This window comes from Methylibium sp. T29-B (assembly GCF_000576225.1).
Classification (GTDB): domain Bacteria; phylum Pseudomonadota; class Gammaproteobacteria; order Burkholderiales; family Burkholderiaceae_C; genus Methylibium; species Methylibium petroleiphilum.
This window is the reverse complement of the sequence record NZ_AZSN01000012.1, coordinates 18025-39586: the sequence shown is the minus strand read 5'-3', so window position 1 is coordinate 39586 and position 21562 is coordinate 18025. Positions and strand designations below refer to the sequence as shown.

At 68.1% G+C, this 21562-nt stretch carries 16 protein-coding genes and 5 pseudogenes; 17 read left to right on the top strand and 4 right to left on the bottom strand.

Annotation, left to right across the window (positions count from 1 at the left end; all coding sequences use genetic code 11):
• The first annotated feature begins 5 nt into the window (after nt 1-5).
• Both secF and Y694_RS03830 read left to right on the top strand, forming a co-directional pair.
• The gene (gene secF / locus Y694_RS03835; RefSeq protein WP_011827879.1) at nt 6-1040 is read left to right on the top strand and encodes a protein translocase subunit SecF; all 1035 of its coding nucleotides are present in this window, start codon (nt 6-8) and stop codon (nt 1038-1040) included.
• A gap of 42 nt (nt 1041-1082) precedes the next feature.
• Entirely contained in the window at nt 1083-3404 is a 2322-nt protein-coding gene (locus Y694_RS03830) for a DUF1631 family protein (RefSeq protein WP_011827880.1), read from the top strand.
• Nucleotides 3405-3437: 33 nt separating this feature from the next.
• Here the strand turns inward: Y694_RS03830 and Y694_RS03825 are convergent, their stop codons facing one another.
• The 3 genes from Y694_RS03825 to Y694_RS03815 all read right to left on the bottom strand — a co-directional run bounded on the left by Y694_RS03825 (nt 3438) and on the right by Y694_RS03815 (nt 6285).
• Nucleotides 3438-3890, bottom strand: a complete 453-nt coding sequence (locus Y694_RS03825; protein ID WP_011827881.1) for a DUF494 family protein — start codon at nt 3888-3890, stop codon at nt 3438-3440.
• 85 nt (nt 3891-3975) lie between these two features.
• Nucleotides 3976-5073: a DNA-processing protein DprA gene (dprA, locus tag Y694_RS03820; RefSeq protein ID WP_036229998.1), complete on the bottom strand. Its 1098-nt coding sequence runs from the start codon at nt 5071-5073 to the stop codon at nt 3976-3978.
• A 48-nt stretch (nt 5074-5121) separates the two neighbouring features.
• Nucleotides 5122-6285 carry a LysM peptidoglycan-binding domain-containing protein gene (locus Y694_RS03815; protein ID WP_011827883.1) on the bottom strand — a complete coding sequence of 388 codons (1164 nt, stop codon included), beginning with the start codon at nt 6283-6285 and terminating at the stop codon, nt 5122-5124.
• A gap of 235 nt (nt 6286-6520) precedes the next feature.
• Between Y694_RS03815 and def the strand changes: the two genes are divergently transcribed.
• From def to Y694_RS03760, 11 genes and pseudogenes are all read left to right on the top strand, one after another.
• Nucleotides 6521-7033, top strand: coding sequence for a peptide deformylase (def, locus tag Y694_RS03810; protein ID WP_036229995.1), 513 nt, complete (start codon nt 6521-6523; stop codon nt 7031-7033).
• 10 nt (nt 7034-7043) lie between these two features.
• Nucleotides 7044-7991 carry a methionyl-tRNA formyltransferase gene (fmt, locus tag Y694_RS03805; RefSeq protein ID WP_036229992.1) on the top strand — a complete coding sequence of 316 codons (948 nt, stop codon included), beginning with the start codon at nt 7044-7046 and terminating at the stop codon, nt 7989-7991.
• A gap of 79 nt (nt 7992-8070) precedes the next feature.
• Nucleotides 8071-8922 (top strand): zinc metalloprotease HtpX, encoded by an 852-nt coding sequence (htpX, locus tag Y694_RS03800; RefSeq protein WP_011827886.1) that lies wholly within the window; start codon nt 8071-8073, stop codon nt 8920-8922.
• A gap of 106 nt (nt 8923-9028) precedes the next feature.
• Complete coding sequence (locus Y694_RS03795) at nt 9029-9403, top strand: hypothetical protein (protein ID WP_011827887.1); 375 nt, start codon at nt 9029-9031, stop codon at nt 9401-9403.
• A gap of 82 nt (nt 9404-9485) precedes the next feature.
• Nucleotides 9486-10288: pseudogene (locus tag Y694_RS03790) on the top strand (AzlC family ABC transporter permease).
• A complete protein-coding gene (locus Y694_RS03785) occupies nt 10285-10617 on the top strand; it encodes an AzlD domain-containing protein (protein WP_011827889.1) in 333 nt (110 codons plus the stop codon). The pseudogene Y694_RS03790 and the gene Y694_RS03785 overlap by 4 nt, the downstream one beginning before the upstream one ends.
• A gap of 69 nt (nt 10618-10686) precedes the next feature.
• Nucleotides 10687-11879 (top strand): annotated as a pseudogene (locus Y694_RS03780) (phosphoglycerate kinase).
• A 63-nt stretch (nt 11880-11942) separates the two neighbouring features.
• Complete coding sequence (gene pyk, locus Y694_RS03775; RefSeq protein WP_148210992.1) at nt 11943-13373, top strand: pyruvate kinase; 1431 nt, start codon at nt 11943-11945, stop codon at nt 13371-13373.
• A gap of 111 nt (nt 13374-13484) precedes the next feature.
• Nucleotides 13485-14548: pseudogene (gene fba, locus Y694_RS03770) on the top strand (class II fructose-bisphosphate aldolase).
• 37 nt (nt 14549-14585) lie between these two features.
• A complete protein-coding gene (locus tag Y694_RS03765) occupies nt 14586-15488 on the top strand; it encodes a phosphoribosylaminoimidazolesuccinocarboxamide synthase (protein WP_011827893.1) in 903 nt (300 codons plus the stop codon).
• 40 nt (nt 15489-15528) lie between these two features.
• Entirely contained in the window at nt 15529-16632 is a 1104-nt protein-coding gene (locus Y694_RS03760) for a hypothetical protein (protein WP_152543494.1), read from the top strand.
• A 36-nt stretch (nt 16633-16668) separates the two neighbouring features.
• Here the strand turns inward: Y694_RS03760 and Y694_RS03755 are convergent.
• Nucleotides 16669-17612: pseudogene (locus Y694_RS03755) on the bottom strand (tetratricopeptide repeat protein).
• Nucleotides 17613-17720: 108 nt separating this feature from the next.
• Between Y694_RS03755 and purE the strand changes: the two are divergent.
• The 4 genes and pseudogenes from purE (at nt 17721) to Y694_RS03735 (ending at nt 21545) form a co-directional block, all read left to right on the top strand.
• Nucleotides 17721-18200, top strand: coding sequence for a 5-(carboxyamino)imidazole ribonucleotide mutase (purE, locus tag Y694_RS03750; RefSeq protein WP_036230014.1), 480 nt, complete (start codon nt 17721-17723; stop codon nt 18198-18200).
• Nucleotides 18201-18246: 46 nt separating this feature from the next.
• Complete coding sequence (locus Y694_RS03745) at nt 18247-19440, top strand: 5-(carboxyamino)imidazole ribonucleotide synthase (protein ID WP_036229985.1); 1194 nt, start codon at nt 18247-18249, stop codon at nt 19438-19440.
• A gap of 5 nt (nt 19441-19445) precedes the next feature.
• A pseudogene (locus Y694_RS03740) lies at nt 19446-20452 on the top strand (L-threonylcarbamoyladenylate synthase).
• Nucleotides 20453-20495: 43 nt separating this feature from the next.
• Nucleotides 20496-21545, top strand: a complete 1050-nt coding sequence (locus Y694_RS03735) for an SGNH/GDSL hydrolase family protein (protein ID WP_011827899.1) — start codon at nt 20496-20498, stop codon at nt 21543-21545.
• Nucleotides 21546-21562: the final 17 nt, after the last annotated feature.

The following is a 21562-nucleotide window of genomic DNA, read 5'->3' as shown; positions in this document are numbered from 1 at the left end:
GTTCCATGGAGTTCTTCCGCATCAAGCGCGACATCCCGTTCATGAAACACGCGTTGATCTTCAACGTCGTGTCCTTCGTGACCTTTGCCGCCGCCGTGTTCTTCCTCGTGACGCGCGGTCTGCACCTGTCGATCGAGTTCACCGGCGGCACGGTGCTCGAGGTCGAGTACGCCAAGACGGCCGACGTGCCCAAGGTGCGCAGTGCGGTCGAGGCGCTCGGTTTCGGTGAGGTGCAGGTGCAGAACTTCGGCACCTCGCGCGACGTACTGGTCCGGCTGCCGTTGCGGGGCGACGTCAAGCAGCAGGAGGTGGTGGGCCGTGTGTTCAGCGCGCTGTGCGCGGCCGAAGGCGGTCAGGTCACGCAGTCGCAATCGGTCAGCGACAAGGGCGAGTCGGTCAGCGCGCAGGTCTGCGACGCCGGCGGCGCGCAACCGGTGATGCTCAAGCGCAGCGAGTTCGTCGGGCCGCAGGTCGGCAAGGAACTGGCGACCGACGGTGCGATGGCGCTGGGCTTCGTCGTCATCGGCATCATGATCTATCTTGCGATCCGCTTCGAATGGAAGTTCGCGGTCGCGGCGATCGTCGCCAACCTGCATGACGTGATCATCATCCTGGGCTTCTTCGCCTTCTTCCAGTGGGAATTCTCTCTGTCGGTGCTGGCGGCCGTGCTGGCGGTGCTGGGCTATTCGGTCAACGAGTCGGTGGTCATCTTCGACCGGATTCGCGAGGCCTTCCGCCGCTATCGCAAGATGAACACGCACCAGGTGATCGACCATGCGATCACCTCGACCATGAGCCGCACCATCATCACGCACGGGTCGACGCAGATGATGGTGTTGTCGATGCTGGTGTTCGGCGGTGCGACGCTGCACTACTTCGCAGTCGCACTGACGATCGGCATCTTGTTCGGCATCTACTCTTCGGTGTTCGTCGCCGCGGCCATTGCGATGTGGCTGGGCGTCAAGCGGGAGGATCTGATGAAGGCGGGCAGCGTCAAGGGCGGCGATCCCGACGACCCGAATGCCGGGGCCGTGGTGTAGAGTTGAAACAGTCTGTCTAATCACCGTCCGCCCCTATCCTCCATGGCCACCCCAGCCGCCCCATCCGCCCTGGCCGCTCAAGCGCGGCGGGTGTATATGGAGTCGCTGCTGCTCGCGGTGCCGACCGCGGTGCAAGGGGTGCTCGACGGTGCCCACCGACTGGCGAACGAGAAGGCCGAACCGCAGCTGGCGCACAAGCGCATGAACGCGGCCATCGACCTGACCCGACCCGCACCGCAGTGGCAGCAGGCGCTGATCGACAGCCTCGGTGCCATGCCGCGCATCAGCACCTCGGGCGGCAGGACGTCGCTCGGCGCAGCTGCGGCGTCCAGCATGGGCAGTGGGCGCGACACGCTGCAACTGGTCGACGACGACACCATCGAGGTGGAAATCCTCAGCTCTCGCCTGGCGCTGGCCATGATGGACAAGGCTTCGTGGGAGTTCACGGACCTGCGCGCCCGCATGTCCAGCCTGGAGCGTCGCGAGGAACTCGACAGTGGCGACGCGCTGCGACCGCATGTGGTGGCACGTATCGTGATCGACAGCTGGCGGTCGGCCGGCCTGTCGCTGGAGCACTGGCGGACCGTGCAGAAGGTGATCCACGCGGCCTTCGGCGAGATGGTCGAGGAGTCCTACCACGAGACCAACCGCTGGCTGCTCGGTGAGGGCGTGCGTCCCGAAATCGACCTGCGGCCCCTGATCCGCCGTTCGACCGGCGCACATGTCGCGTCGATCCCGGTGACGACGGGCTTCGGCGACATGGCGGAGGCGCAGGGCGGCCTGCGGCGCGCGAATGTCGTCATTGCCGGCACGACGACGTCGACCCGCGGGGCCGGTGTCGGCGAGGAAACCCGGTTGATGACGCGCATGAGCAATCTGGCTCGTACGGCCGGGCATGCGGAAGCGGTGCTGGGTCGACTCAACAAGCTGGTGGGCCGGCAGGTGCCATCGTTCGCCGACACGGCGGAGATGCAGCCCTCAACTGGTTTCAAGCGGGCGATCGCGGAAGCGCAGAGCGGCATCCAGCGCCAACTGGCCACCACCGGACGCGACGAGCGCGCCGCGATCAGCACCCCGGCGCTGCTGCAGGAGTTGCAGCAGCGCAAGCAGGCACTCAAGGAAGCCGCCAGCACGCCGGTCGAGCGCGCCACCATCGAGATCGTGGCGTTGCTGTTCCAGAGTATCCTGACTGAAGAGAAGATCCCGGCGGTTGTTCGCGTGTGGTTCGCTCGCCTGCAGATGCCGGTGCTGCGCGTGGCGGTCAGCGAGCCCGATTTCTTCGCCACCACCGACCATCCGGCGCGCAAGCTGATCGACCGCATGGGCGCCTGCGTGATGGGCTTCGACATCAGCTCGCGGGCCGCGGGCGATGCGCTCGACAAGGAAATCAAGCGCGTGGTGCAGGTCGTGGAGGCCTACCCCGACACCGGTCGTCGGGTGTTCCAGACCGTCCTGACCGAGTTCGAGCGCTTCCTCGAGCATTATTTCAAGACCGAGAACGAGGCGACGCGCAAGGGCGTGTCGCTCGCGCAGCAGGTCGAGCAGCGCGAGACGATGGCGATCCAGTACACGATCGAGCTGCGCAAGATGCTCAACGAGGTGCCGGTGCAGGAAGGCGTGCGCAACTTCCTGTTCCATGTCTGGGCCGATGTGCTGGCCACGATGGCGCTGAAGACGGGAGCCGCCAGCGATGCCACCAAGATCATGAAGCGCGCTGCCGCCGATCTCATCTGGTCGGCGGGTGCAAAGGTGTCGCGTGAAGAACGCGCCGACGTGATTCGCCGCCTCCCGCCGCTGCTGAAGACGCTGCGCGAAGGCATGGCGGAGGCTGGCCTCGCTCCCGAGAAGCAGGACGAGCACATCCAGGCGCTGAACGACTCGCTGGCGGCGGCCTTCACTGCCAAGGCGGCAGCGATTCCCGCCGAGCGTCTCGAGGAGTTGATGGCGCGACTCGAGGACCTCGAGGAAATGCTGCCCGATGCCGACGAGATGCAGATCGACGAGTCCATCGTGATGGACCTGTCAGGGCATGAAAGCACCGAACTGCAGATCGTGACTGAGGGGGGATCGATGCCGACGCCAGCCATGATCGCCTGGGCGCGCGAACTGCAGGTCGGCGGTTGGTACATGCTCGAGCACCGGGGTCGCATCGAGTCGGTGCAACTGGCCTGGCATGGCATGCGGAAACAACTCAGCCTGTTCGTCTCGCAGCAGGGCCGCGGCACGCTGTTCCAGCAGCACCGGCTGGCGTCCTATCTGCAGGCCGGCCTGCTGGTTCCGGCGCAAGATGAGGCCCTCACGGTGCGCGCGACCCGCAGCGCGCTGGCCAAGCTAGACGCTGACCCGCAGCGCTTGCTGAACTGAATGGACGAGGGGCGCGGCAACCGCGCCGGTTCGTCAGTGGATCAGACGATCCTCGTCATCGACGAACAACTCGTCGAGGATCAGTGCGTCGGGCTCTTCACCCAGGCTCCAGAACACCATCAGAACGATGATCTTCAGGTCTTCGACGGCCAGCGGACCAGCGGGAATCGCCATCGCGCGATCGATCACCATCTCGCGCATCGGTGCGCGCAACACACCGGCCGATTCGAGAAAGCTGACGAAGCCGATCGAGGCCTCGCCCAGGTGTTCCTGCTCCATCGGCGAATAAACGCGCAGCGCATGCGCACTCTGCTCGCCGCTGTGTGACTCGGCGGCCGTCGCCAAACCGTCCAGCCAGCTCAGCGCGTCCTCGATCTCCTCGTTCTCGAAGCCCACCGCAGAGAGCTTGCGAGACAGCTGCCGGTGATCGGGGCACGCGTCGGGCTGCCAGTAGTTTTCGTAGAGATACACGAGCACGTCGAACATGCGACAAGATACCACAGGGGGTGTCAGGCGAAGGGCGCCGCCGGCATTCGCCGGCACGGATGCGGGGCGTTCAGCGTGCAGGGTCTCAGGCCTGTACGAGGCGCTGGAACAACTGGCCTGGCAAACGAACCACGTCGCCACTCAGTTCAAGTGCCAGTAAGCGAGCGCTCAATTCGGCTGGGGGCCACCCGATCCGGGCGCTCAGTGCGTCAAGAGTGACGGGATCGTGGCCGAGGGCGGCCAGTACCGGGTCTTCTACGGACGGGCTTGACGTGGTGGGCGAGGGCCTGTCTGGCGCGTCGAACCACCGCAGTTCCTCAAGGATGTCCGCCGCGCTGTCGACCAGTTTGGCGCCCTGCTTGATCAGCGCGTGACAGCCGCGTGACTGGGGCGCGTGAATCGAGCCCGGAATCGCGAAGACCTCCCGACCGGCTTCGAGCGCCAGCCGTGCGGTGATCAGCGAGCCCGACTGCAACGCGGCCTCGACCACCAGCGTACCTCGGGTCAGGCCGGCGATCAGGCGGTTGCGCAGTGGGAAGTGTGCGGCAATCGGGGGCGTTCCCAGCGCGTACTCGCTCACCATCAGGCCATCGCGGGCAATCCGGTGAGCCAACTTCAGATGCCGCTTCGGATAGACGCGATCGAGCCCGGTGCCGACGACCGCGATCGTCGACCCCTCGCCTGCCAGTGCACCGTCGTGGGCGGCGCCATCGATGCCGAGCGCCAGCCCGGATACAACGGTCAGGCCGGCGTGGCTCAGGGCGGTGGCGAAGGCGCGGGCGTTCTCGGCGCCCTGCGGCGTCGGATTGCGGCTGCCAACCACGGCCACGCTCGGTGCATTCAGCAACGCCAAGCGGCCCACGGCATGGATCAGCAGGGGTGGGTCGGCGGTCTCGAGCAAAGCGCGGGGGTAGGCCGGGTCGCCGAGCGCCACCACGTGGCGCTCCTCCCCTGCGTCAAGCCACTGCCAAGTCGCTTCGATCAGTACGTCGAGCGAGGGGGGCGGCGACCGCAACGCCGCGGCCTTTTCCGCCGTCAGCAGCTCTCTCAGGGCGACGGGCGGAGCGTCAAAGACGGCCTGAGGGGAACCGAAAGCCGCCAGCAGGCGGCGCGCGGTATCCCTCCCGATCGACGGAGTTTCGAGCAAGCGCAGCCACGCTGCGAGATCGTCACGCTCGATCATGGCCGGCGGCGCAATGGCTCAGTGAGCGCCGGGACCCGGAGGGCGAACTCAGGGCTCGGTAAAGCGATCCCCGCGGGTGACCGGGTCGTTGACGTTCAGGATGAGCGCATACGACATGCGGTCGAACACGCGGAACACGAACAACAGTCCGTGGCGTTCATCGGGCAGGCGGATCTTCTGAGCCGGGCCCGCCTGTGTGAGATCGCGCTCCAGCGTCCCAGCCCGCCATAGCGCCAGGACGTGACCACGCTCCACGCCGTCGCGCGCGCCTTTGTTCAGCGAGACGATCTGGTTCTGGCCCGCGTTCAGGGCTTCGCCGTAGACCGACACGATGCGACCGCTGATGGGCGCTGCGGGTGGCCGCGGCACATAAGGCGTGTAATCCTTGGCCTGCGCCGGGGCCAAGCGGTTTGCCACGTTGGCCTCCAGCTTGGCGGACGTGATGCGGAACGTGGCCGGGACGACCTCGCCCTGGCTGTTGGTGCCGCCTTCCTTCTCGTATTCGGCCGTGGCGACGTAGGTGCCTTCGTAACCGAGGATGGCGTTCGTGTCGGGGTCGCGCAGTGCCTTGGGCTGCTGGAAAACGCGCCATTCCCGCACATTGGTCAGGTCGCCCCGCACGTAGGCGGCGTCGCCCTTGCCGAGCAGTACACGCCCTTCCTGGGCCGCGACGATGCGCGGCGCACGATCGAGTTCGTCGCTGTCGAAGATCACCGCATCGTTGAGGAAACCTTCGATGAACTTCAGCGGGACGGAGGCAATCGGGCCGTCCGAGGCCCCAGCATCGCGGACCCTCGGCGACAGCTTCAGCGTACCGTTCGGACCGCCCGCCATGCGCAGGCGGGCGCGGTCGCCATCCCTTTCAAGCAGCAGTTGCTGCCCGGGGTAGATCAGGTGCGGGTTGCGGATCTGGTCGAGATTCATGCCCCACAGCTCGGGCCAGCGCCACTGCCGCTTCAGGAACACGCCGGAGATGTCCCACAACGTGTCGCCGCGCTTGACGGTGTAGGTGTCGGGGGCGTTGGGCGCGAGTTCGGAGAGCGGCACGCCGGCCTGCGCGACTTGCTGGGCAGTACTCCGCTGTTGGGCGGTGATGGGGAAATTGGGCTCCGCCGCGGCGGCGGTCATCGAGACGCCGGCCGTCAGGGCGGACAAGAGAGCAGTGGCAACCACACCGAGGGGTCGGCGTGCAGCGGGGGCAATTCGTGTCATCGAGCTCTCTCCGTGGACGGCCGGCTCCAAGCTCCCCGGCGCCCTGTGGTCTTTGTGAGGCTTGTACCCGACCCTGCCGGTTGGGCGAAAATCCTCACTTCGTTTCGAAGATTCTGCCCATAAACCTTGATGCCGCAATGAAACCGCCGGGCGCGCGGGTGCAGCCATCGGTAGCCCTTCACGCCCGCTCGTTGCTTGTGGCCCACACCGTCCCGAAGCATTTCGTTACTCTGCCATGCCGTTGCTCGACATCCTGCGTTATCCCGATCCCCGCCTTCACACCGTGGCCAAACCGGTAAAGGAAGTCGACGAGCGCGTGCGCCAACTTGTCGACGACATGCTGGAGACCATGTACGACGCCCAGGGCGTCGGACTGGCGGCGACCCAGGTCGACGTGCACGAGCGCGTGATCGTCATCGACGTTTCCGACGATCGCGACGAGCCCCGGGTGCTGATCAACCCCGAGTTGCTGCAGGTCAGCGACGAGATGGTCGTGGGGGACGAGGGCTGCCTGTCGGTGCCGCAGATCTACGACAAGGTCCCTCGCCACGCGAAGGTCACGGTCCGGGCGTTGGGGCGGGACGGGCAGGCCTACCAGTTCGATGCCGAGGAACTGCTGTCGGTGTGCGTTCAGCACGAGATGGATCACCTGATGGGCAAGGTCTTCGTCGAGTACCTGTCCCCGCTCAAGCGCAACCGCATCAAGAGCAAGATGCTCAAAAAAACGCGCGACGAGGCGCGAGACTGAGGCGGACTGCGTGCGCATCGCATTTGCCGGCACGCCCGAGTTCGCGCGTGTTGCGCTGAGACAGTTGCTGGACGCCGGGTTCGACGTTCCGCTGGTGCTGACGCAGCCCGATCGACCGGCGGGGCGCGGGCTCAAGTTGCAGGCCTCGGCCGTCAAGGCGCTGGCCGTGGAGCGCGGCCTGGCCGTGACGCAGCCGCGCAGCCTGCGGCTGGACGGCAAGTACCCGGATGACGCAAGCGCGGCGCGCGAAGCGCTCGAGGCGGCGCAGCTCGATGCGATGGTGGTGGCTGCCTATGGCCTGATCCTGCCGGCCTGGGTGCTGAAGCTGCCGGCGCGTGGGTGCCTGAACATCCATGCCTCCTTGCTGCCGCGCTGGCGCGGGGCAGCACCGATCCACCGGGCGATCGAGGCCGGCGATACGGAGACCGGTATCACCATCATGCAGATGGACGAAGGCCTGGATACCGGTGACATGCTGCTCTCCGAGCGCGAGTCCATCCGATCCGACGACAGCACGGCGACGCTCCACGACCGCCTGGCGGCGCTCGGCGGTCGGCTGATCGTCGAAGCGCTCGAGGCCGCCGCCTGCGGAGGCCTGGTGCGGCGTCCGCAACCGGCGGAGGGCGTGACCTATGCCCACAAGATCGACAAGGCGGAGGCGGCGATCGACTGGTCGCGGCCGGCCGAGGAGATCGAGCGCCGTGTGCGCGCCTTCGATCCCTTTCCCGGGGCCAGTTTCCAGCAGGCCGGCGAGACAGTGAAGCTGTGGCGAGCCGCGGTGGCCCCGCAGCGAGGCGCGCCCGGCACGGTGCTGAGCGCTGCCGAGGGCGTGCTGCGGGTTGCCTGCGGTGACCTGTCGCTGGACCTGCTGCAGCTGCAGCGTCCCGGCGGCCGGCGCGTCGGGGCGCGGGATTTCCTGGCGGTTCGGTCGACACTGCAGGTCGGTGCAACACTGTGATGGTGCGGTGCGGGGATTGAACTCCCCGAGTTGTCCCGCATCTATGCCTGGGCGCCAGCGTGGCGCAGGAGCTGGAAACATGTTCAATCTGATGAAGACCGCCGTGCTGATGGCCGCCATCACGGCGCTGTTCATGGCCATCGGCTCGGTGCTGGGCGGGCAGCAGGGCATGGCGATCGCGCTGGTGGTCGCGCTCGGCATGAACTTCTTCAGCTACTGGTTCAGCGACAAGATGGTGCTGAAGATGTACAACGCGCAGGAGGTCGATGCGTCCTCCGCGCCGCAGTTCTACGGCATGGTGCGAGAGCTCGCCGCGAAGGCGGAGTTGCCGATGCCCAAGGTCTACCTGATCAACGAGGACGCGCCGAACGCGTTCGCGACCGGCCGCAATCCCCAGAACGCTGCGGTGGCGGCCACCACCGGCATCCTGCGTGTGCTGTCCGAGCGTGAACTGCGCGGCGTCATGGCACACGAGCTCGCGCACGTGAAGCATCGCGATATCCTGATCAGCACCATCAGCGCGACGATGGCCGGCGCCATCTCGATGCTGGCCAATTTCGCGATGTTCTTCGGCGGCCGTGGAAGCGACGGTCGGCCAGCCAACCCGATCGCCGGCATCCTGGTGATGCTGCTGGCGCCGCTGGCAGCCAGCCTGATCCAGATGGCGATCAGCCGGGCCCGCGAGTTCGAGGCCGACCGGGGCGGCGCCGAGATCTCCGGCGATCCGCAGGCCCTGGCCAGCGCGCTGCAGAAGATCCAGCGCTATGCCCAGGGGATCCCGCTGGAGGCGGCCGAGCGTCATCCGGAGACGGCGCAGATGATGATCATGAATCCGCTGTCCGGCGGTGGGCTGCGCGGCCTGTTCAGCACCCACCCGGCCACCGAGGAGCGCGTGGCCAAGCTGATGGCCATGGTTCCCCAACGGGTCTGACACCGGCGCGACGTGAGGGGGCCGCTTCCGCAGGGCCCTTTTTGTCGGCGGGCTCAAGTGACGGGCGGCGTGACCGATAAGCCTGCGAAGCCTGTCCGCATCCATCATGTCGCCCCTCCGTATCCTTCCCCTGATCGCCCTGGCGCTGCTCGCCGGTTGCGACCTGCTCGGCACCGAGGCCGCCGAGAAGACGGCGGCTCTGAAAGAAGCCGACGGCAAGGCCATTGGCAGCGCCTGTCGGCATGCCGGGCGGGCCATCGAGGATTGCTACGCGCTCAATGCCAAGGCGCAGCGCGCTGCCGTCTTTGCCGGTTGGCGCGAGATGGACGAGTACATGCGCGAGAACAAGCTCGACGCTGTGGCGCCGCAGATACAGCGGCCGGGCAGCAAGCCGGTCGAATCGGAGGTCGCGAAGACCGATGCAGCGGCGCCGATCCCGGCTGAACCCAAGGCAGACAAGCGCAAGTCACATACGTCCTGAAGCGCCAGCGGCGTTTTGCGTCACGCAAGTGGTGGCCGCTGCAGGGCGGTGAGACCGCCCGACCGGTGGGACAATCGAGCGCATGTCGATGCCCTCCCTGCGCTCCGTGCTGCGTCACCCGGCCTACCGCACCGGACTGGGCGAAATGGCCGGGGTTTCGCTGGGCATCGCCGCCTGGGGATTGGTGACGGGCGTCGCGATGGTCAAGGGCGGTCTGTCGGTACCGCTCGCCCTGTTGATGACCTTCACGGTGTTCGCCGGCAGCGCGCAGCTCGCCACCATCCCGCTGATCGCCCTGAGCGCGCCGGTCTGGGTGATCTGGGCCACGGCCTTCTGCGTCAACCTGCGTTTCGTGATCTTCAGCGCGCAGTGGCGCCCCTATTTCATGCGCTTTCCCTTGAAGCAGCGCCTGATGCTGGGCTACTTCTCGGGTGACCTCAACTATGTGCTGTTCATGCGGCGCTATGCGGTGCCTCCGACGGACGGCGATGTGCCGGAGGGGCAGATCGAGTACTTCTGGGGATCTGTCAGCGCGAACTACCTCGCCTGGCAGATTCCTCGGTGATCGGCATTCTGCTGGCGGACGTGGTGCCTACCCACTGGGGGCTTGGCTTCGCCGGTACGCTGGCCCTGCTCGGCCTGACCTATTCGCTGGTGTCGGACCGTGCCACGCTGCTGGCGGCGGTCGTGGCCGGGGCCGCAGCTGTCGCGGCCTTCGCGCTGCCGTTCAAGCTCTACATCGTCGTGGCGATCGCCGCGGCCGTGTGCATCGGGCTGATGATCGATGGCGGTGACGACGCCGGCCGTCGGCTTCGTGCCTGGCTGGATCGCACCGGCGCGCGCCGTCTCGACGCCCACGCGCGCGACAAGGAGTGCGTCGCTTGAGCACGGGTGAGTTCCTGCTCACGATTGCCGGGCTCACGGTCATCACCGTGGTCACCCGCTCGTTCTTCTTCCTGTCCGACCGCGAGCTGGCGCTGCCCGACTGGGTAAAGCGCGGCCTGCGCTACGCGCCGCTCGCCGCGCTGGCCGCGGTCGTGGTGCCGGAGATCGCCATGAGCCAGGGACAACTGATCGCCGAGCCCTGGCATGACGCCAGGGTCTATGCGGCCGCGGCTGCGACGGCCTACTTCTTCTGGCGCCGCGGCATTCTGGGCACCATCATCACCGGCATGGCCGTGCTGCTGCCCCTGCGCTTGGTGCTGGGCTGGTAGTCCACGGCGGCCGGAACGCGCGCCACTCGCCATTCCCTTCGTTTTCCCCACCATCCGAGGAGTCAGTCTTTGAAGGTTCTGCGGTTCTCCGATCTCATCCAGCAAGGTCGCGTCGCCGGCCAACGTGTCTTCATCCGGGCCGATCTGAACGTGCCGCAGGACGACGCCGGGCGCATCACCGAGGACACCCGCATCCGCGCCTCGATCCCCTGCATCGAGATGGCGCTGGCGGCCGGTGCGGCCGTGATGGTGACCTCGCACCTGGGCCGTCCGACCGAGGGCGAGTTCAAGGCCGAGGACTCCCTGGCGCCGGTCGCGCGCCGTCTGGCCGAGTTGCTGGGCCGCAAGGTGCCGCTGCTGCAGGACTGGACCGGCGGTGTCGAAGTCGCGCCGGGTGAACTGGTGCTGCTCGAGAACTGCCGCGTCAACAAGGGCGAGAAGAAGAACGACGAAACGCTGGCCCGGAAGATGGCCGCGCTCTGCGACATCTTCGTGCACGACGCCTTCGGCACCGCGCACCGCGCCGAGGCCTCGACCTATGGCATTGCGCAGTTCGCCAAGGTGGCCTGTGCCGGCCCGCTGCTGGCGGCCGAGATCGACGCCATCACCAAGGCCCTGAAGAGCCCGAAGCGCCCGCTGGTGGCCATCGTGGCGGGCTCCAAGGTCAGCACCAAGCTGTCGATCCTGAAGTCGCTGGCGGCCAACGTCGACCAGCTGATCGTCGGCGGCGGCATCGCCAACACGTTCATGCTGGCGGTCGGTCTGTCCATCGGCAAGTCGCTGGCCGAGCCCGATCTGGTGGATGAGGCGCGCGCCATCATCGACATGATGAAGCGCGTGGCGCCGCGGTGCCGATCCCGATCGACGTGGTCGTGGCCGACGAGTTCTCTGCCATCGCACGCGCCAACAAGGTGACCGCCACCGAGGTGCGGCCCGATGACCTGATCCTCGACATCGGCCCGCGCACCGCGGCCGAGCTGGCCGGCATCATCGCGCGCGCCGGCACGGTGGTCTGGAACGGGCCGATGGGCGTGTTCGAATACGACCAGTTCGCCGGCGGAACGCGCACGCTGGCTGCGGCCATCGCCCATTCGCCGGCTTTCAGCATCGCCGGCGGCGGCGACACACTGGCGGCGATCGCAAAGTACGGCATCGAGAAGGACATCGGCTACATCTCCACCGGTGGCGGCGCCTTCCTCGAGGTGCTGGAGGGCAAGACCCTGCCGGCCTTCGAGATCCTCGAGCAGCGGGCCGCCGGCTGAGCGGCATGACGACACGGGGCGCTGCGGCGCCCCTCGCTTCATCGGAATCTTCTTCACATGACCATGCACCGCGCCACCAAGATCGTCGCCACCCTCGGCCCCGCCTCGTCCACGCCCGACGTGCTTGAACGCATGATCACCGCCGGCGTCGACGTCGTCCGGCTGAACTTCTCGCACGGCAGCGCGCAGGACCACATCGCACGTGCCGCCCTGGTGCGCGAGGTGGCGCAGCGCGCCGGCAAGGAGGTCGCGATCATGGCCGATCTGCAAGGGCCGAAGATCCGTGTCGGCAAGTTCGCGCAGGGCAAGGTGATGCTGGAGCCTGGCGCGGCGTTCGTACTGGACGCCGCCCGCAGCGAGCCGGGCGACCTGCAGGCGGTCGGCCTGGACTACAAGTCGCTGCCGCGCGACGTGAAGCCGGGCGACACGCTGCTGCTCAACGACGGACTGATCGTGCTGACCGTCGACAAGGTGATCGGCGAGGCGGTGCACACCGTCGTGAAGATCGGCGGCGAGCTGTCCAACAACAAGGGCATCAACAAGCAGGGCGGCGGCCTCACGGCGCCGGCGCTGACCGCGAAGGACATGGAGGACATCAAGACCGCGATGAGCTTCCAGTGCGAGTACCTCGCGGTCAGCTTCCCCAAGAGCGCGACCGACATGGAGATGGCCCGGCAGCTGGCCAACGTGGCCGGTGAGCCGTGGCGTCACAAGCCGGCGCTGATCGCGAAGATCGAGCGCAGCGAGGCCATCCCCGTGCTTGAGCAGATCCTCAAGGCCAGCGACGGCATCATGGTGGCGCGCGGTGACCTCGCGGTCGAGGTCGGCAACGCCGCGGTGCCGGCGTTGCAGAAGAAGATGATCAAGCTCGCCCGGGAGCTCGACAAGGTGGTGATCACCGCGACCCAGATGATGGAGTCGATGATCGTCAACCCGGTGCCGACGCGCGCCGAGGTGAGCGACGTCGCGAATGCCGTGCTCGACGGCACCGATGCGGTGATGCTCAGCGCCGAGACAGCGGCCGGCAAGTACCCGGTCGAGACCATCGAACAGATGGCCGCCATCGCACTGGCAGCCGAACGGGCCGAGGACGTGGCGCTGGACGCCGACTTCACCAACAAGCGCTTCGGCCGCATCGACCAGAGCATCGCGATGGGTGCGCTGTTTACCGCCCACCACCTGGGCTGCAAGGCGATCGTCGCGCTGACGGAATCGGGCTCGACGGCGCTGTGGATGAGCCGCCACAAGATCCACGTGCCGATCTTCGCGCTGACTTCGCAGCAGACCAGCCAGCGCAAGATGACGCTGTATCGCAACGTGCGTCCGCTGCTGATGCCGTCGTACACCGACCGCGACGAGGCCCTCGCGAAGGCGGAGGCGCTGCTGGTGGACGGTGGCGTGCTCAAGCCGGGAGACACCTACGCCATCACGTGCGGCGAGCCGATGGGCTACCCGGGCGGTACCAACATGCTCAAGGTTTGCCGAGTCGCCTGAGCAAGGGGGTCACGGACGGTCTCCGGCGCCGATCGGACGCCTAAAATCAGGGTTTCGCGGGCTCGCCGTCCGGCCTGCCGCTCCTTTCGCTGTCGACTTTCGGAGATCCCCATGCCCCTCGTTTCCATGCGCCAGCTGCTCGATCATGCCGCCGAGCAGGGCTATGGCATCCCGGCCTTCAACGTCAACAACCTCGAACAGGTGCAGGCCGTGATGAGTGCCGCCCACGAAGTCGGCGCGCCGGTGATCCTGCAGGCCAGCGCCGGTGCGCGCAAGTACGCCGGCGAGAACTTCATCAAGCACCTGATCCAGGCGGCGATCGAGACCTGGCCGCACATCCCGCTGGTCATGCACCAGGACCACGGCCAGAGCCCCGACGTGTGCCAGGGCGCCATCGACCTGGGCTTCAGCTCGGTGATGATGGACGGCTCGCTGCAGGCCGACGGCAAGACGATCGCCAGCTACGACTACAACGTCGAGGTGACCCGCAAGGTTGTCGACATGGCGCACAAGCTCGGCGTGACGGTCGAAGGCGAACTCGGTTGCCTCGGCTCGCTCGAGACGATGAAGGGTGACAAGGAAGACGGTCACGGCACCGACGCCACGATGACCGTGGAGCAGTTGCTCACCGACCCTGAAGAGGCGGCCGACTTCGTCAAGCGCACCCAGCTCGACGCGCTGGCCATTGCCATTGGCACCAGCCACGGCGCCTACAAGTTCACGCGCAAGCCCACCGGCGACATCCTGGCGATCAAGCGCATCAAGGAGATCAATGCGCGGATCCCCAACACTCACCTGGTGATGCACGGCAGCTCCAGCGTGCCGCAGGATCTGCTGGCCGAGATCCGAAAGTACGGCGGCGACATGAAGGAAACCTACGGCGTGCCAGTGTCGGAGATCCAGGAAGCATCAAGTTCGGCGTACGCAAGATCAACATCGACACCGACATCCGTCTTGCGATGACTGCGGCGATCCGCAAGTTCTTCGTCGAGAACCCCGGCAAGTTCGATCCGCGCGAGTACCTGAAGCCGGCAACGGCCGCGGCCAAGTCCATCTGCAAGCAGCGCTACGTTGAGTTCGGCTGTGAGGGTCAGGCACCCAAGATCAAGGGCGAGACGCTCTCCGTGGTGGCTGCCAAGTACGCCAAGGGAGAACTCGCCCAGGTCGTTCAGTAAGTCTTCACAGTCTCCTCGTCACCGCGCCCCGCCTCCAATGTCCGCCACCACTCCGCTGCTCGAAAGCCGTCTGCAATCGCTGCCTCTGCTGGCGCGCGGCAAGGTGCGCGACAACTATGCGGTCGGCAGCGACCGCCTGCTGATGGTCGCGAGCGACCGGCTCAGCGCCTTCGACGTGGTGATGGGCGAGCCCATTCCGGGCAAGGGCGAGTTGCTCACGCGCATGGCGCTGTTCTGGTTCGCGCGGCTCGGCCACATCGTGCCCAACCATCTGACCGGGGACGCTCCGGAAAGTGTGGTCAGCGCGGCGGAGCGGTCCCAGGTCACGGGCCGCTCGATGCTCGTCAAGCGCCTGAAGCCGCTGCCGGTGGAAGCCGTGGTGCGCGGCTACCTGGCGGGCTCGGGCTGGAAGGAATACCAGCACAACGGCCAGGTCTGCGGCGTGAAGCTGCCACCCGGCCTGAAGAACGCCAGCAAGCTGCCGTCGCCCATCTTCACCCCGGCCACCAAGGCCGAGATGGGTGAGCACGACGAGAACATCCCGTTCGAGCGCATGGTCGAGATCATCGGTGCCCCGCTGGCCGAGCAGGTGCGGCGCGTGGCGATCGCGCTCTACGAGACGGCGGCGGCCTTCGCCCTCGGCAAGGGCATCATCATCGCCGACACGAAGTTCGAGTTCGGCCTCGACGAAGCCGGCACCCTGACGCTGATGGACGAGGTACTGACGCCCGATTCCTCGCGCTTCTGGCCGGTGGAAGGCTATGCCGAGGGCATCAACCCGCCGAGCTACGACAAACAGTTCGTGCGTGACTGGCTTGAACAGGCCGTGGTCGACGGCCGACCGTGGAACAAGCAGGCGCCGGCCCCGGCGTTGCCGGCCGACGTGGTGGCGCGGACGGCAGCAAAGTACCGCGAAGCCCTCGAACGCCTAACGGCCTGAACGGCACTTGGCTCCGAGCCGGCCCTGCATGAACTCGCGCTTGCTAGCCCAACTAGACGCTGCGATCGCGCAGACGGCGAATCCGGTCGAAGCCGATGTGCTGCGTGCCGAGCGGGTCGGATTGCTGGCGCGCGAAGGCCGCGTCGACGAGGCGCGCAGTGCCTTGACGACGTTGCAACGGCGGCACCAGTCGCGGCCCGATGCGGCCACCGCGGCCGCCCTCTGTCTGGCCGATGCGATGGTCGATTACTTCAGCGACCTGAGCGGTCAGGCGCGCGTCAAGCTGCAGCAGGCGCGGGCACTGAGCCTGTCGGCCAACCGCATGCCGCTGCAGGCCGTGAGTCTGGCCTGGATGGCGCATCTCGATTACGTGCACTCCGACATCGACGGCATCGCCCGCAACGCTTCGCAGGCGCTGCGACTCGCCGCGCCCGACCATCACTCGGCCCGCTCGCGGGCCTGCCTGGTGGTCGCGATGGCCTATCACTACGGTGGCCGCATCGACAGGGCGCAGGGCTGGTACGCGAAGGCGCGCCAGCACGCCAGCGCGGAAGGCGACGCGGCGACCATCAGCGCGCTGATGCACAACATGGCCGCCCTGCGCAGCGACCAGGCTCGCATGGCCGCCGTGTTCGCCGACGACGCGAAGCAGAGCGACGTGGCGCTGCAAGCGCTGACGGCGGCCGAATCCTCCAGTCACTTCGACGATCGCATGGGCGGCACCGCGCTGGCCGTGTTGCGGCCGATCCTGCGCGCCCAGACGCTGGTGACGCAGTCGCGCTATGCCGAGGCACTGGTGCTGTTCGAGGCGCATTTCGGCGATGCGCTGGCCACCGGCCTGGGCCGCCTGGAGTGCAGCCTGCGCGCGGATGTCGCCTGGTGCCGTGCCAAGCTGGCGCAGCCCGCGCACGCGCGCGAGCAGGCCAAGGCGGCGGTGGCCGCGCTTCGGCCGGAGTGCGATCTGGACGACGTGGCATTGACGCACGGGCGGCTGGCGCAGGTCCACGAACTGCTGGGCGAGCCCGAGGCCGCTGAGCGGCACGGCCGCCTGGCCCAGGAGCACTGGCAGCGCCATGTCGCCGAGAAGGCGCGCATCGTCACCGTGCTGGACGCCACCTTCGGCACGTCCGCAAGCCCCGGCTGAGGGCAGCGGCCGCCCGGCGGCGGGGTCAGGTAAAAATCAGAACAGCACCATGCTGAGCTTGCGGCGGTAGCCGTCGACCACCGGGTCGCTGGCCACGGCGGCGGCCTTGCCGGCGATCTCCAGTGTCCCCTTGGCCTCGGCGGGTGAGGCGACCTTCGGCGGAGGCTTGCTCAGCAGCTCGAGGATGGCGACATAGAGCTTGCGCGCACGCTCGTCGGACCAGGCCTTGTCGCGCATCAGGATCTCGAGCAGTTCGTCCATCGCTTCGGTCGGCCGCTGGGCGGCGAGCAGCGTCTGCGCCAGCTCGAAGCGCGCCGCGAAGTCGCGCCTGTCGGCACCGATCGCCGCGGCCAGCGCCTCCGGCGACGGGCCCGCTCGGCTGCCTCGCAGGCGTCGAGCCACAGGCCCAGCGCGCTGGCGCGTGCGTCGACGATCGCCTTCGGCGCCAGCGGCTCGTACACGCGGCGCGCGTCGGCGGTGCGGCCGGCCTCCAGCAGGCGTTTCACGTAGTCAGCGCGGATCGCGTCGTCGCCCGGCGCGATCGCCAGGGCGTCGGACAGCTTGGCGAGCGCGGCATCGTTGTCGCCCTCGGCGGCCAGTTGCTCGGCCTCCAGGGCCTCCTCTTCCGCCGCCAGTGCGTCTTCGCTCGGCACATGCTTGTCGAGGAAACTGCGGATCTGCGCCTCCGGCAGCGCGCCCACGAAGCCGTCGACCGGCTGGCCGCCGACGAACATCACGCAGAACGGGATCGAGCGCACGCCGAAAGCCTGGCTCAACTGGCCTGCGATGTCGGGCTGGTCGTCGCTGTTGAGCTTGGCCAGCGCGAAGCGACCCGCGTAATCCGCTTCCAGCTTCTCCAGCACCGGGCCGAGCGACTTGCACGGTCCGCACCACGGCGCCCAGATGTCGAGCAGCACGGGGGTCTGCATCGACGCTTGGATCAGCTCGGCTTCGAAGTTCTGGAGGGTGATGTCGATCATCTGAGTCAGTTGGGGTCGCCGGCCGCAAAGCCAAGCGCCGCCTACAATTTGGGGTTTTCCGGAACCGGAGCGGCTGTGAACGCAGCGATTCCCCTGATCGGCGTGGTGATGGGCTCCAGCAGCGACTGGGACGTCATGCACCATGCGGCCGATATTCTGACCGAGTTCGGCGTGCCCTTCGAAGCGCAGGTCGTCTCGGCGCACCGCATGCCCGACGAGATGTTCGCGTACGCCGAGGCGGCGCGCGGTCGCGGGTTGCGCGCCATCATCGCCGGCGCCGGCGGTGCGGCCCACCTGCCCGGCATGCTGGCGGCCAAGACGCCAGTGCCGGTGCTCGGCGTGCCGGTGCCCAGCAAGCACCTGCAGGGCGTCGATTCGCTGCATTCGATCGTCCAGATGCCCAAGGGCGTGCCGGTCGCCACCTTCGCGATCGGCGTGGCCGGCGCGGCCAACGCGGCGCTGTTCGCGGTGGCCCTGCTGGCGCACGATGATCCGAGCCTGCGCGAACAGCTCGATGCCTGGCGCGCCCGCCAGACCGAGGCAGCGCGTGCGCAAAGCGCCGCCTTGTCGAAGCACTCACCCTCCTGACGTCTTGGCCGGCCCGCGACGGTCGGTCCCGCTGAAAGCTCCGCCGATGTCGAGCCACCACAAGACCCTTCTGCCCGCGGCCGTCGCCGCCGGTGCCCAGGCCAGCACACTCGGCGTGATGGGCGGCGGCCAACTGGGCCGCATGTTCGTGCACGCCGCGCAGCGCCTGGGTTACTTCACCGCCGTGCTCGACCCGGACGTGGCGAGCCCGGCCGGCCTCGTGTCGCACGTGCATGTGCAGACCGACTACCTCGACGAGCAGGGCCTGGCGCAGATGCTGCAGCGCTGCGCCGCGATCACCACCGAGTTCGAGAACGTGCCGGCCGGCGCGCTCTACACGCTGGGGGCGCACCTGCCGGCGGCGCCGGGCGCCGAGGCGGTGGCGGTGTGCCAGGACCGCGCGCGCGAGAAGCGGCATTTCGAGCAGTGCGGCGTGCCATGTGCGCCGCATGCGCTCATCGAGACGCCCGAGCAGCTGGTCGGGGTCGATGCGGTGTTGTTGCCGGGCATCCTGAAGACCGCTCGCCTGGGCTATGACGGCAAGGGCCAGCGCCGCGTGGCGACCCGCGCCGAGCTCGCACTCGCCTGGGACGAACTCAAGCGCGCGCCCTGCGTGCTCGAGAGGCTGCTGCCGCTGGCCTTCGAGATCAGCGTGATCCTGGCCCGCAATGCCGACGGCGAGCTGGTCTCCTTGCCGGTGCAGCAGAACTTGCACCGCGACGGCATCCTGGCGGTGACGCAAGTCCCGGCGCCGAATGTCCCCGCGGCGCTGTCCGCAGCGGCGCGCGATGCGGCCGGCCGCATCGCCGAAGGTCTGGGCTACGTCGGTGTGTTGTGCGTCGAGTTCTTCGTGCTCCATGACGGCACGCTGGTGGTCAATGAGATGGCGCCGCGGCCGCACAACTCAGGCCACTACAGCATCGATGCCTGCGACGTGTCGCAGTTCGAACTGCAGGTGCGCTGCATGACCGGGCTGCCGCTGGTCGCGCCGCGCCTGCATTCGCCGGCGGTCATGCTCAACCTGCTCGGCGACCTGTGGTTCGATGCCGACGGCCGCGAGCGCACGCCCGACTGGGCCGCCGTGCTGGCGCTGCCGGGCGCGCACCTGCACCTGTACGGCAAGAGCAGCGCCCAGCGCGGTCGCAAGATGGGTCACCTGACGCTGACTGCCGACACGCCCGAGGCGGCGCGCGCGACCGCGCTGCGGGCGGCGGAGCGGCTCGGCCTGCCGGCGTTCTGAAGAACATGCCGCGGCTCGACGGTCATGCCCCCGAGGCGGTCGCCGAAGCCGCCCGGCTGCTCGCGGCCGGACAACTCGTCGCCTTTCCCACCGAAACGGTCTACGGCCTCGGCGCGCGAGCCGACGACGATGCGGCCGTCGCGAAGATCTTCGCCGCCAAGGGCCGGCCGGCCGACCATCCGCTGATCGTGCACGTGGCCGATGCCGCCGGAGCGCAGGCCTTTGCGGCCGAACTGCCGCCGCTGGCGCAGCGGCTGATCGCCGCCTTCTGGCCCGGGCCGCTGACCGTGATCGTGTCGCGCCGCGCCGGCGTGGCTGCTGCCGCTTCTGGTGGGCAGCCCAGCATCGGCCTGCGCTGCCCCGCGCATCCGGTGGCCCAGGCGCTGCTGCGCTCGGCTGCAGCGCTCGGCGTGCCGGGCGTCGCCGGCCCCAGCGCCAACCGCTATGGCCGCGTCAGCCCCACGCGCGCGGCGCACGTCGAGGGCGAGTTCGATGCGGCGCTCGTGGTGCTCGACGGTGGCGATTGCGAGGTCGGCATCGAGTCCACCATCGTCGACTGCACGCGCGACCATCCGGTGCTGCTGCGCCCCGGCGTGCTGCCGCGCGAGCGCATCGAGGCGGCAGCCGGCGAGCGATTGCTCGATGCCGCCGACGCGCTGGCCGGCAGCGCGCCGCGCGCGCCCGGCACGCTGGCCTCGCACTACGCCCCGCGCGCTACGCTGCGCCTGATGCCGGCCACCGCGCTGCGCACGGCGCTCGAGGTGCTGCCGACCGATGCCCTGCCGAAGCGGGGTGGCAGCAGGCTGGCGGTATATTCGCGCAGCGTGTCACCGCCATCGCGCCTCACGGCGCGGCGGATGCCGGACGATCCGGCAGCGGCGGCGCACGAGTTGTTTTCCGTGCTGCGCGAACTCGACGACGAGGGCGTGCAGTTGATCTGGGTCGAAGAGCCGCCCGCCGGTCCCGCCTGGGAGGCGTCCGGGACCGCCTGCAACGCGCGGCCGCGCCCTGAGCGCGCCGACCCTCACCCCCTGGCCTGTGGAGTTGGAGTGAGCATGACTGTTGGGAAAGCTTGCGTACGCGGACTGTCGCGCGCGCTGCGGGTGTCGATGCTGGTCGGCCTGGGCGCCGTGCTGTCCGCGTGCGGCGGGGGTGATCGCGTCAGCAACTTCTCGCCGCAGCGTCTGATCGTGTTCGGGGATTCATCCAGCGTCGTCGCCGGCGGCAACCTGACCGACGTCAATGGCGGCACGGTCACCGCAGCGGCCGGGGCGAAGTTCTCGGTGAATGCCCAGGCCGTGGACTCGACCGGGGCGGCCACCGGCGCGCTCGACTGCAACAGCTACCCGATCTGGGTGCAGGCCCTGGGCTTCCATTACGGCATCGGCTTTGCCGAATGCAATACCTTCACGGAGACGACGCCGCGGGGCAAGATCTACGCGCAGGTCGGTGCGGCAGTGGCCGATCTGTCAGCGCAGGTGGCGCTGGCCCGCGCCGATGCGGGAGGCTTCCGGTCCACCGATCTGGCGACGGTGATGATCGGCCAGCAGGACATCCTCGACGCCTACGCGCAGTACCCGACCAAGACCGGCGCGGAAGTGATCGCGCTCGCCGAGGCCGCGGGCGAAACCCTGGGGCGCAACATCAATGCGCTGGCTCAGGAGGGGGCCCGGGTGCTGGTGACGACACTGCCGTTCCAGGGCAGCACTCCCTTCGGCGTGGCCCAGGACCTCATCAGCGGCGAGCGTTCCACGCTGCTGACCGACATGACCAAGCGCTTCAACGCCGGCATGCGCGCCACGCTGCTCAACGACGGTCGGTTGATCGGTCTCGTGCAGGCCGACGCGCAGATCAACCTGCTGGTCAACAACCCCAGCAACTACGGCTACGTCAGCGTCTCGGCCGCGGCCTGCAGCACGCCGACGGCGATCTCCTGCACCGCACCCACGGCCGGCACGACCACCGTGCCGTCCGTGCCCGGCACGCTGGTGACCGGCGCCACGGTATCCAATTACCTGTGGGCCGACGATCGCCACCTGGGCGCCAACGGCCAGTCCATCATTGGCAGCCTCGCGATCGATCGGGCGGTGAACAACCCGTTCTGATCCGTCCATCCCGAGGC